Source organism: Micromonospora sp. NPDC048947 (assembly GCF_040649495.1).
Classification (GTDB): domain Bacteria; phylum Actinomycetota; class Actinomycetes; order Mycobacteriales; family Micromonosporaceae; genus Micromonospora; species Micromonospora alfalfae.
The window spans coordinates 1-11794 of sequence record NZ_JBEZFO010000001.1 but is presented as its reverse complement, the minus strand read 5'-3'; the positions used below and the strand labels follow the sequence as shown (position 1 = coordinate 11794).

General features: G+C 71.3%; 13 protein-coding genes. 6 read left to right on the top strand and 7 right to left on the bottom strand.

The window, feature by feature from the left end; all coding sequences use genetic code 11:
• Positions 1-68: 68 nt before the first annotated feature.
• Positions 69-605: a hypothetical protein gene (locus AB0B98_RS00065; protein ID WP_357359415.1), complete on the bottom strand. Its 537-nt coding sequence runs from the start codon at positions 603-605 to the stop codon at positions 69-71.
• A 38-nt stretch (positions 606-643) separates the two neighbouring features.
• Positions 644-1771, bottom strand: coding sequence for an FAD-dependent monooxygenase (locus tag AB0B98_RS00060; protein ID WP_357359413.1), 1128 nt, complete (start codon positions 1769-1771; stop codon positions 644-646).
• A gap of 22 nt (positions 1772-1793) precedes the next feature.
• On the opposite strand from AB0B98_RS00060, the gene AB0B98_RS00055 reads away from it, so the two are divergent.
• Together AB0B98_RS00055 and AB0B98_RS00050 are read left to right on the top strand one after the other, a co-directional pair.
• Positions 1794-2519: a TetR/AcrR family transcriptional regulator gene (locus tag AB0B98_RS00055; RefSeq protein WP_357359411.1), complete on the top strand. Its 726-nt coding sequence runs from the start codon at positions 1794-1796 to the stop codon at positions 2517-2519.
• A gap of 43 nt (positions 2520-2562) precedes the next feature.
• Complete coding sequence (locus AB0B98_RS00050) at positions 2563-3381, top strand: hypothetical protein (protein ID WP_357359409.1); 819 nt, start codon at positions 2563-2565, stop codon at positions 3379-3381.
• Positions 3382-3414: 33 nt separating this feature from the next.
• Here the strand turns inward: AB0B98_RS00050 and AB0B98_RS00045 are convergent, their stop codons facing one another.
• A complete protein-coding gene (locus AB0B98_RS00045; protein WP_357359407.1) occupies positions 3415-4968 on the bottom strand; it encodes an NAD(P)/FAD-dependent oxidoreductase in 1554 nt (517 codons plus the stop codon).
• 176 nt (positions 4969-5144) lie between these two features.
• Here AB0B98_RS00045 and AB0B98_RS00040 point away from each other — a divergent pair, with 176 nt between their 5' ends.
• The 4 genes from AB0B98_RS00040 (at position 5145) to AB0B98_RS00025 (ending at position 7944) form a co-directional block, all read left to right on the top strand.
• Positions 5145-6371 carry a hypothetical protein gene (locus AB0B98_RS00040; RefSeq protein WP_357359405.1) on the top strand — a complete coding sequence of 409 codons (1227 nt, stop codon included), beginning with the start codon at positions 5145-5147 and terminating at the stop codon, positions 6369-6371.
• 34 nt (positions 6372-6405) lie between these two features.
• A complete protein-coding gene (locus AB0B98_RS00035) occupies positions 6406-6846 on the top strand; it encodes a hypothetical protein (protein ID WP_357359403.1) in 441 nt (146 codons plus the stop codon).
• A gap of 82 nt (positions 6847-6928) precedes the next feature.
• Positions 6929-7501 carry a GNAT family protein gene (locus AB0B98_RS00030; RefSeq protein WP_357359401.1) on the top strand — a complete coding sequence of 191 codons (573 nt, stop codon included), beginning with the start codon at positions 6929-6931 and terminating at the stop codon, positions 7499-7501.
• A 29-nt stretch (positions 7502-7530) separates the two neighbouring features.
• Positions 7531-7944, top strand: a complete 414-nt coding sequence (locus AB0B98_RS00025; protein WP_357359399.1) for a type II toxin-antitoxin system Phd/YefM family antitoxin — start codon at positions 7531-7533, stop codon at positions 7942-7944.
• Positions 7945-8302: 358 nt separating this feature from the next.
• On the opposite strand, the gene AB0B98_RS00020 is transcribed toward AB0B98_RS00025, so the two are convergent.
• The 4 genes from AB0B98_RS00020 to AB0B98_RS00005 form a co-directional block, all read right to left on the bottom strand.
• On the bottom strand, positions 8303-9370 hold the full coding sequence (locus tag AB0B98_RS00020) for an ABC transporter ATP-binding protein (protein WP_357359397.1): 1068 nt from the start codon (positions 9368-9370) through the stop codon (positions 8303-8305).
• Complete coding sequence (locus AB0B98_RS00015; protein ID WP_357359395.1) at positions 9367-10203, bottom strand: ABC transporter permease; 837 nt, start codon at positions 10201-10203, stop codon at positions 9367-9369. Before AB0B98_RS00015 ends, AB0B98_RS00020 begins: the two co-directional genes overlap by 4 nt.
• Positions 10200-10991: a molybdate ABC transporter substrate-binding protein gene (modA, locus tag AB0B98_RS00010; protein WP_357360541.1), complete on the bottom strand. Its 792-nt coding sequence runs from the start codon at positions 10989-10991 to the stop codon at positions 10200-10202. Before modA ends, AB0B98_RS00015 begins: the two co-directional genes overlap by 4 nt.
• Positions 10992-11107: 116 nt before the next feature.
• The gene (locus AB0B98_RS00005; RefSeq protein ID WP_210782284.1) at positions 11108-11530 is read right to left on the bottom strand and encodes a MerR family DNA-binding transcriptional regulator; all 423 of its coding nucleotides are present in this window, start codon (positions 11528-11530) and stop codon (positions 11108-11110) included.
• Between the last annotated feature and the right edge of the window lie 264 nt (positions 11531-11794).

Below are 11794 nucleotides of genomic sequence, written 5' to 3'. Positions count from 1 at the left end.
TCATGGGCGCGGCCCACGGCGGTGGACCGCAGGCCCTGACCGGGCGCACGGGTCAGGCCCGTGCGCGTTCAGGCAAACGGTCTCGGGTCGAAGCTGATGCCGCCCCGTTCGGCCATCCGGAGCACCCGAGCGCCGTAGCGTGGAGGTTGGCGCAGGTAGAGCGTGTACCCCGACGCCTGGAACCTCAGGTCCAGGTCGCGCCCGGCCAGGTGCCAGCAGGGCTCCCCTGACCGTGAGGGAGCCTCCTGGCGCAGGTCTTTCAACTCGAACGGCAGACAGATGGAGTGCAGGCTGCCGACGATGTCCCAAACGTTACGGAAGATCAACGTGGCTGGCGCGACCCAGAAGCGCACGTCCCGCATCGGGCCCGGGTCGATTCGGCGCACAATGTAGTCGAGGTCGAGATGCAACTCCAACGCCGACGGCGCGGTGGGATCGACGTCGTCGTCCTCCCGATAGTCCACTGTCGGGTCTGCGGGTGGACCCTCGTCGTCGGTGACGGCGAGCGCGTGAATTCGGCAGTAATCCCAAGACGTTTCCGCCAGGTCCTGATCAGTCAAGGTGGCCTTCCGAAGACCGGACTCGGTGTGCACATCCGTCGTCATGCAACGATTATCGTCCGGAACATCGACAATGCCAGATGTCAGTCTGTGCGTGCCGGCACCGCCGGTCGGGTGAAGAAGCGAACGATGTCTTCCGCCGCGGTAGGCGACAGCATCATCGCCTGGACGCGTGCGGACATGTCGGCGATCGGGTGAATCCTGCCGAACATCGATTCTTCGTACGCCCGAATCGCCGAATTCGGGTCGGCGGGGTCGGCGGCGAGCTGGCTGGCGAGTTCCGCGGCGTCGAGCATGGCCTGGTTCGCGCCCTCGCCGACCGGTGGCATGAGGTGCGCGGCGTCGCCGATGAGGGTGACGTCCGGCCGGCTGGTCCAGCGCGTACCGATGGGCATCGCCTCGATCAGGCGTGGCGTCGGCGCGCCCTCGGCGGCCTCGATGAGTGCGGTGAGGCGGGGGTTCCAGCCGGCGAACAGGTCCAGCAGGGCCTGCCTACTGCGGTACGAATCCAGGGGTCGGTCCTCCGCGCGCAGCGAGATCCCGACCTGGAGGCTGCCGTCGCCGAGACGTTGCGCTGCCAGGATCTGGTTCACGCCGATACACCACAGGTTCCCGGGGCCGACCAGCTCGGCGAGATCGGGATGCCGGCGGTCGACGTCTACGACGCTCAGCTGCACGAGAGTGGCCACGTAGGACAGTTCGACGTCGGTCAGCAGGGACCGGACGACTGAGCGCGCGCCGTCCGCGCCGATGAGGATGTCGCAGCTGGCTCGTTGACCGTCGTGGAACGTCAGGTCCCAGCCCTCGGCGGGTCGGTGGGTCGCCGCGACGAGCCGGTGCCGCCAGGCGACCGTGTCGTCGGGGAGGGAGTCGAGCAGGAGATCACGTAGTGCGCCCCGGTCGATCTCGGGACGTCCGGAGAACGAGCCAGGGTGCGGCACGTGGTGCACCAGGGTGCGTCCGGTCGGGTCGAGGATGCGATGTTCCTCGCCCTCGGGCCGCGCCTCCGACCGGAACCGGCCGGCGAGACCCGCCTCGGCCAGGGCCAGTTGCCCGGACTCCGGGTGTAGATCGAGGGCGCCGCCCTGGGGGCGCGCGGATCGGCTTGCTTCCCGGTCGTACACCACCGCGTCGATGCCGTGTCGGTGCAGGATCCGAGCCAGCGTCAACCCGCCGAGTCCGCCACCGGCGATCGCAATTCGCGTTCTCACGGCACTACCGTACACTGTATTGGTGGATACACCGTACGGTAGGAAGCCGGTGCCCGTTTGGGAGCGGCCCGAACCTCAGCCGCGGGCGGTGCCGGTGCAGTTGAGCCGCGAGAAGATCGCCGCTACGGCGATCAGGCTTGCCGACGCGCACGGCCTCGACGGGCTGTCATTGCGCAAGATCGCAAAAGAGCTCGGTGTCGGTCCGATGCGGCTCTACGACTACGTGATCAACAAGTCGGAGCTACTCGATCTCATGGTCGACGTCGTCTATGCCCGGATCGCCGAGGTGGGCCAGCGCTCCGGGTGGCGCGACACGGTGCTGGCCGTCGCCCACGCGACCCGCGATGCCGCCCTTGACCATGAGTGGTTCTCCGACCTGCTCGGCGGACGGCCACACCTGGGACCACACGCGCTCGCCGTGGGCGAAGCGACCGCCGCGGCGCTCAGTGCGGCCCCCGGCGTGCGTGACATCGACGATCTCCAACGAGCCGTGGGCGCCCTCAACGCCGTCATCATCGGATCGGTCCGCAGAGAGGTCACCGAACGACGCACCGCACGTTCCACCGGCACCGATGAAGCTGCCTTCCAGGCCAGCCTCGGCCCCTACCTCACGCGCATGTTGAAAACCGGCAGGTACCCCACGGTGGCCCGGCTCGTCATCGACGGCGCCCACCTCAACGCCGAGGAGACCTTCAACCACAACCTGACCACCATCCTGGACGGCATTACCCGCCAACGCCCAACGTGACCTCCGAGGTGTGACCGTCTCCACCACAGACAGGAGCCCACGAGTGGACGTCAGCCTGGCGACGAGTTCCGGAAGGGCCGATCGGTCGAACGAGGACTTCGTCGGTGCGGTTCCCGGCGCTGTCGTCCTGCTCGACGGTGCCGGCATTCCGGGAGCCGAATCACTCTGCTCCCACGGCGTCGCCTGGTACACGCACCGCCTCGGTGGCGCGCTGCTCGGTCAGCTGTCGCGCGGCGACGGGCGACAGCTCGCCGCGATCCTCGCCACCGCCATCGGCGACATCGCCGCCGAGCACCGCGACACCTGCGACATCGCGGACCCCAGCAGCCCGCAGGCCACCGTCGCGATGGTCCGCGCCCATCAGGACCGCGTGGACTGGCTCCTGCTCGCGGACTCCTTCCTCCTTGTCGACCAGGTCGGCGGCGGCCCGCTGGTGATCACGGATGAGCGCGAGATGATTGCCCGGCGGGAATGCTCGGCGCCGCTGGCCGGCATTGCTCAGGAAACGCCGGAGTACGACCGGGTGCGCGCCTCCTGCACCACCGCGCTGCGTGCCCGCCGGAACCAGCCGGGCGGCTACTGGATCGCCAAGGACGACCCGCGCGCGGCGCGGGAAGCGGTGACCGGCAGCAGGTCCCTCGCCGACCTGAACGGTGTCGCGCTGCTCAGCAACGGCGCCAGCCGCATCGTCAGCCCGTACGGTCGGACCGACTGGCCGGGCGTGCTGGACCTGCTTCGGGCCAGCGGGCCGGCCGGCGTCATCGCCCGCGTCCGGCAGGCCGAGGCGCAGACCACCGGTGGCGCGGATGCGCACAGCCCGGACGACGCCACAGTGGCCCACTGCACGCACCTGCGGCACTGAGCAACTGCCCGTGCCGCGAGAGCGTGCTCGGCTTCACGCGTGAGACGGGGGAGTCGCGACAGGGGCTCGGTCGTCCGACCCCTCCGGCAGGGTGATCGGCGCCGCGATGATCCGGCTGGGCAGCACCGGTGCGTCCCGGCCGGTGCCCCGCCGGCTGTCGCCGCCGGAGGATTCCTCGTGGTAGTCCTGCTCCACGTTGACCGACCAGACGTCGTGCGTAGTCCCGGTGGCGATGTTCTCGGCGGTGAGCATCGCGGTCAGCATCGAGTGGTCCTGGTTGTTGTAGCGGTGCATGCCGTTGCGGCCCACCGGGTGCACGTTCGGCACCGCCTCGGTCAGCCAGGCCCGGATCACGTCCACGTTGTGCTGGTAGCGCTCGTCGTACACCGGGTAGGCCTTGGGCATGCGCACGACGTAGCCGGCCTCCACCACGCCCTGTCGAACCAACCCCAACCGCTCCAGCTCCGCGGTCGCGAGGGCCACGAGGTCGGCATCCGGGGTACGCCACATCTCGTCGTCCTCGAACACGAAGTACTCCAGGCCCAGGCAGGTGCGGCCGTCCTTGACGAGGTACGGCGACCAGGAGCCGAAGTTCTGGATCCGGCCCACCCGTACCCCCGGGTCGTGCACGTAGATCCAGTTGTCAGGGAACGAGAACTCCGCCGGCACGACCAGGGCGACCGTCAGGAAGTCGCGGTAGCGCAGGTCTGCCGCGCAGGCCAGCACCTCCGGTGGTGCCGGCGGGTGGAGCGCGGTCACCAGTTCCGAGATCGGCATGGAGGAGATGACATGGTCGGCAGCCTCGGTACGCTGCCCGCCCGCGCCGTTGACAGTCACGCTGATCGCCCGCCGGCGGGCCGGGTCGCGGTGCACGGCGGTGACCCAACTGCCTGTGGACAGTTGCCCGCCCCGCTCGCGGACCTGCTCGGCGCAGCGCTCCCACATCATCCCGGGCCCGTACTTCGGGTACTGGAACTCCTCGATCAGGCTGGTCACGTCGGTGCGTCGACGCCGGGGCAGCAGCGCGTTGCGGATCGCCGTGGCCAATGACAGGTTCTTGATCCGCTGCGCCGCCCAGTCGGCCTGCAACCGGTCCGCCGGCATACCCCAGACCTTCTCGGTGTACGTCTTGAAGAAGATCGAGTACAGCCGCCAGCCGAACCGGGCCGACACCCAGCCCTCGAAGTGTGACTGGTCCCGTGGCGGGCGCAGCCGGGCCCGGGCGTACGAGCCGAGGCAGCGGGCGGCCTCCGGCAGACCCAGGTTGCGCAGCGCGTTCATGGCGCTGAGCGGGTAGTTGAACAGGGCGCCCCGGTAGAAGATGCGGCTCATCCGGGGCCGGGTCAGGAAGTCCTCGTCCGGCAGGATCTCGTGCCAGAACGCCTCCACCCGGGGCACCTTGGTGAAGAACCGGTGCCCGCCGATGTCGAACCGCCACCCGTCGCGCTCCACTGTCCGACTGATCCCGCCGACCACCTCGTCGGCCTCGAACACCTGGACCGACCGGCCGTGCCGGAGCAGTTCGTACGCCGCGGTGAGCCCGGCCGGCCCCGCACCGATGATCACCGTGCCGTTCTGCTCGCTCATGCTGACGCGCTCCCTGCTCACCGCCATGGTTGAGGCGCGGCGTCCACCCGCTCTGCGCAGAATGTCACACTTGATGACAGTTGGTCCCTGCTTCGGCGGGGCACGCGGCGGCGTACCACGAGAAGAGCGACTCCCCCGCGCGGCCGGCGGACCGGGGGAGCGGGGAAGCGGGGCGGATGGACCGGTGGCGCAGCGGCGCGACGACGCTGACCGCCCGGGCGGTCGCGACCGGCCGCGGCGGAGCGCGCCTGGCCCGCCGGGTGCCGGCGCCCTGGCCGTACGTCATCGGCCTGTTCCTCGGCGCGAAACTGCTGCTCACAGTGCTCGGTCTCCTGGTCCTGCACGCCTGGGACGGCGTCCCCGGTGCCCCGCCGGCCGATGACGCATTGATGTGGGCGCAACAGCGGGAGATCTCCGGACACCGGTGGATCTCCTTCTGGTTCGCCTGGGACTCGCTGCTCTACCTGCGGCTGAGCACCCTGCCCCTGACCGGGCCGTGGGTGGACTTCGGATTTCCGCTGCTGTACCCGTTCCTGGCCCGGCCCCTAGGCGCGGTGCTCGGTGGCGACACCGCACTGGCCCTACTGCTGATCAGCAACGTCGCGTTCCTGCTGGCCCTCTGGTACGGCTACCGGCTGGCGGAGCTGCTGCTCGGCGACGCGGACGCGGCCCGCCGGTTCACGCGGTACCTGGTGCTGCTGCCGACCGCGTTCCTGTTCCAGGCCGCGCTGACCGAGTCGCTTTTCGTCTGCCTCGCATTGGCCACCTTCTACTACGCCGAGCGACGCCAGTGGCTGCTGGTCGGCGTGATCGGCTACTTCCTGGCGATGAGCCGCTCCGTCGGTCTGCTCGTGGCGCTGCCGCTGGCCCTGGTGCTGCTCCGGCAGCACGACTGGCGGCCCGGACCGCGCGCCCTGCTCGGCTACCTCCGGATCGGCTGGCCGTTGCTGCTGCTACCCGCCGGATGGTTCACCTTCATGGCCTACTGCCGGTGGCGGGGTGGGGACTGGTTCGCCTACCAGCACGCCCAACAGACCGGCTGGGGCATCGAGGTGCAGAACCCCGTACCTGTGCTGCTCAACGGGTTGACCGGGGAGCCGCGCGACGCCGCTCGGGTGTGGTTCGCCGTGGCCGTCCTGGCCGTGCTGGTCGCCGGGTTCCGCCGCCGGGAGCTGGCCTACCTGGTGTACGGCGTCCTCATGGTGCTGGTGCCACTGTCGATGGGCCCGCCGGTGTACAAGAGCCTGCTGCGCTACCTGCTCGCGGCCTTCCCGGTGGCGCTGGTGCTCGCCCGCTGGGCCCGCCACGCCAGCGTCGACGTGTGGCTGACCGCGACGCTCGCCGTGGTGCAGGGCGTGCTGTTCGTACTCTGGCTCAGCTACTGGACCCACATGATCATCTGATTGGCGCTGCCGTCGACCGGGCAACATCCGGGACATGACCGAGCCACGGGTACGCCTCGACGACCTGGGCGCCTGGCTGATCAAGGGCAACGCGGACCTGGTCGACCTCGCCGCCCGGTTCGCCAGTGAGCCACTGGTGACGAGCTGGTGCGTACGCCCCGGCTACCGGGCGCGGTTGATGCGCGCCGGGCAGCCGGTGGTCTTCTGGGCCAGCGGCAGCCGGGCCCTACTGCCGTACGGGGTGTGGGGCGTCGGGCTGGTCACCGGGGCGGCCGAGCCAGGCGCACCGGGGCAGCCGTGGTCGGTGCCGCTGGATCTGCCCATCCTCGCCGAAGGGGACCGGGTATCCCGGCTGCTGCTGCGCGCCGATGACCGGCTCGCCGCCCTGGAGGTGTTCCGCCAGCCGCAGGCCGCCAACCCCTCCTACCTGACCGTGGCCCAGTTCGCCGCTCTGCAGACACACCTGCCGGCGTGAGCGCGGAGGGCGGCCGTGACCTGACCGAGGTGCCTGTGCGAGCCTGGCTACCCACGTGAGAAGCGCATCGAGTGGAGGCCCGGTGTTCGCCCTGCCGCTGACCGAGGACGTAGAGCTGCGCCCGCTGGAGCCGTGGCGGGCCGAGGAGTTCCTCACCCACCTCGATCGGGCCCGCGAGCACATCCAACCCTGGGTGTCGCCGTCCTTCGTCGCCACCGACCTGCCGTCGGCCCGTGCCGTGTTGCAGCGCTACGCCGACCTCTGGGCCACAGACAGCGGCGGCATCTGGGGGCTGTGGTGGCGGGGCACGCTCGTCGGTGGGGTCATGTTCGTGTCGTTCGACGTGACCCGGGGCGTCTGCGAGGTCGGTTGCTGGGTGGAGCCGGCGGCGCAGGGCAGGGGCATGGTCGCCCCGGCGGTGCGCCGGATCGTCGACTGGGCGGTGCACGAGCGTGGCATCCAGCGGGTGGAGTGGCGTACCAACGCCGACAACACCCGCAGTAAGGCCCTCGCCGACCGGCTCGGCCTGCGCCTCGACGGCACGCTGCGCCAGGTCATCCCGGGACCCCACGGTCGGGTCGACATTGAAATCTGGTCGGTGCTGGCTGACGAGTGGCCCGCCCGCCACGCACCGTCCACTGGCGACAGCGAATAGTTGTCATACCTGCGCGGCACCATGCATCCATGGCCGTCCCCGCGCTCACCCCTCATTCCGACCCGCCGCGTTCCGTGCCGCTGCGTGAGGCGCGCACCCGGTTCAGCCAGCTCGTCGCGCTGGCCGAGCTGACCGACGCGGTCACCGTCGTCACCCGCGACGGCGATCCCCGCCCGGTCGCCGCGATCGTCCCCGCCGCAGCCGCCCGCAGCGGCGCCCAGGCCCGTGCCGACGCCAACCGGCTCGCGACCGTCACCGCCGGCTGGGCCCGCCGCCTCGAGGAGCAGCACCGACGCAGCACCCAGCGGCACGCCGCCGAGCTTGGCGCGGTCCGCGCGGCGCTGGCCGAGGCGTGGGCCGAGCTGGATACCCGGGTCGTCCCGGGCAGCGACCCAACGCTGGCCCGGCTGCGCGCCGCACACGCCGACCTGCTGGCTGGCTGATTCGCGTTCGTGTTCGGGTGGCGTTGGTCGCACCCGCCTCGGCGGGTGTCGCGCCGCGCATGTCGACCTGCTGGCTGGCTGATTCGCGTTCGTGTTCGGGTGGCGTTGGTCGCGCCCGCCTCAGCGGGTGTCGCGCCGCGCATGTCGACCTGCTGGCTGGCTGACTCGCGCCGCGTCGGCGGCGCCCGCTGAGGCGGGTGCCGCGCCGGGTGTGCGACGGTGTCGTGCCGGCTGACCGGTCCCGAGTTGGCGGGACAACCCGGTCGGCGTCCGCGCGGGCCGGCGGTCGGCGTGGCAGGGGCGGCGGCGACGGACGCGCCGGCCGGGTCCACCCGGTGACGCTGTGGCCGGCTTCGGGTCAGCCGGTGGCCGGGTACGCGTGGGTCTCGGTCGCCTTGACCGCCACCCAGACCTCCTGGCCGGGGACAAGCCGCAGCTGGGCGGCGGCGGCCGGCGTGACGTCGGCGGCCACCCCGATCGGCCCGTCCAGTTGCACCCGCACGTTGTCACCATGGCGCTGGACACCGGCCACGGTGCCCGCCCAGGTGTTGCGCGGGCTGCCCTCCGGCCGGGCTGGGTGCAGAGCCACAGCGGCCGGACGGAACGCCACGAACGCTTCGCCGTCCAACCGGTCGGCGACCGTGAGGGTCAGCTCCGGCGACACCCGGACCCCGTGCCCGTCGGCGCGACCCCGGTACAGGTTCAGCCCGACCAGCCGGGCGACGTAGTCGGTGCGCGGGCGGGCGGTGACGCTCGGTCCGTCACCCTCCTGCACCACCCGGCCGCCCTCGACGATGACCAGTCGGTCGGCCAACGCCAGCGCGTCCAGCGGGTCGTGGGTGACCAGCACCGTCGCGCCCGCGTGCGCCGACAGGTGCCGGTGCAGCTCCGCGCGGGTGTCCAGCCGGGTGCGGGCGTCCAGCGCGGCGAGCGGCTCGTCCAGCAGCAGCAGCGACGGTGCCACGGCCAGCGCGCGGGCCAGCGCCACCCGCTGCGCCTGACCGCCGGAGAGTTGCCGAGGCCGACGCTGGGCCTGCGCGTCAAGCCCCACCCGGCCCAGCCACTCCCGGGCCGTGGCGCGGGCGGCCCGCCGCTCGACGCCGTGCCGGCGCGGCCCGAAGGCCACATTGTCCAATGCGCTGAGGTGCGGAAAGAGCAGGTAGTCCTGGAACACCACCCCGATCGACCGGCGTTCGGTGGGCACCCAGCCACCGGTCGCCGGGCGGTCCAGGTCGACCTCGTCGAGGGTGACGTGCCCGTCGGTGAGGGGATGCAGCCCGGCCAGCGCCCGCAGCGCCGTGGTCTTGCCGGCGCCGTTCGGGCCGAGCAGCGCCACCACCTCGCCCGGCGCGACCCGCAGCGGCACGTCGAGCCGGAAGACGCCCCGGTCGACGACGAGCCGCGCGTCGAGAAGTCGGTCGCTCATGCGGTGGTCATCCAGCGCTCCCGCAACGCCACCAGGATGCCCACCGACACGACGAGCAGCACCAGGCTGAGCACGATCGCGGACTCCAGGTCCGTCTCCAACGCCAGGTAGACGGCGAGCGGCATGGTCTGCGTCCGACCGGGGTAGTTGCCGGCGAAGGTGATGGTGGCACCGAACTCGCCGAGCGCACGCGCCCAGCAGAGCACCGCCCCAGCGGCCAGCCCGGGTGCCACCAGCGGCAACGTGACGTGGGTGAAGGTGGTCCACCGGCTGGCGCCCAACGTCGCCGCGGCCTCCTCGTAGCGGTGATCGGCGGCGCGTAGCGCACCCTCCACGGCGATCACCAGGAACGGCATGGCGACGAACGACTCGGCCAGCACCACACCCGTGGTGGTGAAGGGCAGGGTGATACCGAACGTGCTGTCGAGCCAGCCGCCGAGCAGGCCACGCCGGCCGAAGACCAGCAACAACGCCACCCCACCGACCACCGGCGGCAGCACCAGCGGCACGGTGACCAGCGCGCGTACCAGCCGACGGCCGGGAAACTCGACCCGGGCCAGCACCCAGGCGAGCGGCACCCCGAGCAGCAGACAGAGTGCGGTGGCCAGCGTGGCGGTCTGCACCGACAGCCGCAGAGCGGTCAACGCGCCCGGCTCGGTGAGCCGCTCCAGCAGGGTCGTCCACGGTGCCCGGATCAGCAGCCCCGCCAACGGCAGGACGAGGAACAGCAACCCCAGCCCGGCAGGGATCAGCAGCGCCGCCGGCACCCCACCCCGCCGTCGAGACGTGGCCGGGCGAACGCGGGATGCCTTGTGGTCGTGGACCTGCCTCACGGAGCCTGGAACCCCGCCTCGGCGAGGACCGCCTGCGCCTGTGCCGAGCGGACGTACGCGACGAAAGCCCGTGCGCCGTTCGGATTCGGGGCGTCCTTCAACACGACGATCGGGTAGTCGTTGACTGCCAGCGCCGACTCGGGAAACTCCACGCCTGTCACGTCGGCGCTCGCCGCCCGGGTGTCAGTGCGGTAGACCAGTGCCGCGTCGACCTCGCCGAGCTTCACCTTGGCCAGCGCACCCTTGACGTCCTGTTCCAGTGTGACCGGCGTCAGCGCGACGCCGGCCGCGTCCAGTGCGGTGCGGGCCGCCGCGCCGCAGGGAACCTGACTGGCGCAGAGCGCCACCTTCACACCCGGGCCGGTCAGGTCAGCCAGGCCGGCCACTGCCTTCGGGTTGCCCCGGGGCACCGCGATCACCAGTTGGTTGCGGGCGAAGACGCTCGGCGTGCCATCGGCGTCGCCAGCCTCGACGACAGTGGTCATGTTCGCCGGGGCGGCCGAGGCGAACACGTCCGCCGGCGCGCCCTGGGTGATCTGGTTGGCCAGGGCGGAACTGCCGGCGACGTTGAGGGTCACGCGGCTGCCCGGGTTGGCGGCCTCGAAGTCCTTCCCGATGCGGGTGAACGACTCGGTCAGCGAGGCGGCCGCGAACACTGTAACCGGGCCGGTCACCCGCCCGTCCCCACCGCCGCCGGTTGCCCGGCCGTCGCCCGCGCCGCAGCCGGACACCGCCAGGCCCGCCGCCACCAGGACAGCCACCGCCGTACGCCTGCTCCGCGAGTTCATCCGCCCGACCGTCGCCGCGTCCATCTGGCCAACTGTCCCCGCGCTCATCTGGCCGACCGTCCCCGTGCTGATCTGGCCTACTGCCCCCGCGTTCATCTGGCCGACTGCCCCCGCGTTCATCTGGCCGACCGTCCGCGCGCCGGGGCGGGTGCGGCCCGCTCCACCACGACAGTGGTCGACTTGATCACCGCAACTGCCACCGAACCGACCCGCAGGTCGAGCTCGTCGACGGCCTCCCGGCTCATCAGCGACACGACCCGGAACGGGCCCGCCTGGATGTCGACCTGGGCCATCACCGTGTCCTTACGGACGTCGACGACGATGCCGCGCAACCGGTTGCGGGCCGAGGAGAACTCGGCGCCCGCATCCGGGTCGGTGGCTTGAGCGCGAGCGAAAGACGCCAGGTCGACACCGTCGACGACCCGGTGGCCGTGCTCATCGCGCCCGGCCGTCAGACGCCCGGCGTCCACCCAGCGGCGAATGGTGTCGGCGCTGACGCCGAGCAGGTCGGCCGCCTCCCCGATCCGGTACGTCGTCACCCGCTCACCATAACGCCCGCATTTGCCATGGCGAAAGGCCGAGATGTGCAGCAGTCGCGTGGATAAGTGAGTGTCAAGGCCGGCAGTTGCGTCTCCGTTCTCTACCTCAGGATGCCCATGGCTCCCTCGGGCGGGCCGCAAGATCGTGCTCGAACCAGGAAGTAGTGGTATCGGCGCATCGATGAGGCCACTACTTCTTGGTTCGAGCACGATCTTGGTGCGGGGTGCGGGGTGCGGGGTGCGGGGTGCGGGGTGCGGGGTGCG

Excerpts from the sequence above, each read along its gene's own strand:
- AB0B98_RS00045 (WP_357359407.1), bottom strand. The coding sequence starts at position 4,968 with ATGAGCGAGCAGAACGGCACGGTGATCATCGGTGCGGGGCCGGCCGGG.
- AB0B98_RS00065 (WP_357359415.1), bottom strand. The coding sequence starts at position 605 with ATGACGACGGATGTGCACACCGAGTCCGGTCTTCGGAAGGCCACCTTG.
- AB0B98_RS00035 (WP_357359403.1), top strand. The coding sequence starts at position 6,406 with ATGACCGAGCCACGGGTACGCCTCGACGACCTGGGCGCCTGGCTGATC.
- AB0B98_RS00025 (WP_357359399.1), top strand. The coding sequence starts at position 7,531 with ATGGCCGTCCCCGCGCTCACCCCTCATTCCGACCCGCCGCGTTCCGTG.
- AB0B98_RS00020 (WP_357359397.1), bottom strand. The coding sequence starts at position 9,370 with ATGAGCGACCGACTTCTCGACGCGCGGCTCGTCGTCGACCGGGGCGTC.
- AB0B98_RS00040 (WP_357359405.1), top strand. The coding sequence starts at position 5,145 with ATGGACCGGTGGCGCAGCGGCGCGACGACGCTGACCGCCCGGGCGGTC.
- modA (WP_357360541.1), bottom strand. The coding sequence starts at position 10,991 with ATGAACTCGCGGAGCAGGCGTACGGCGGTGGCTGTCCTGGTGGCGGCG.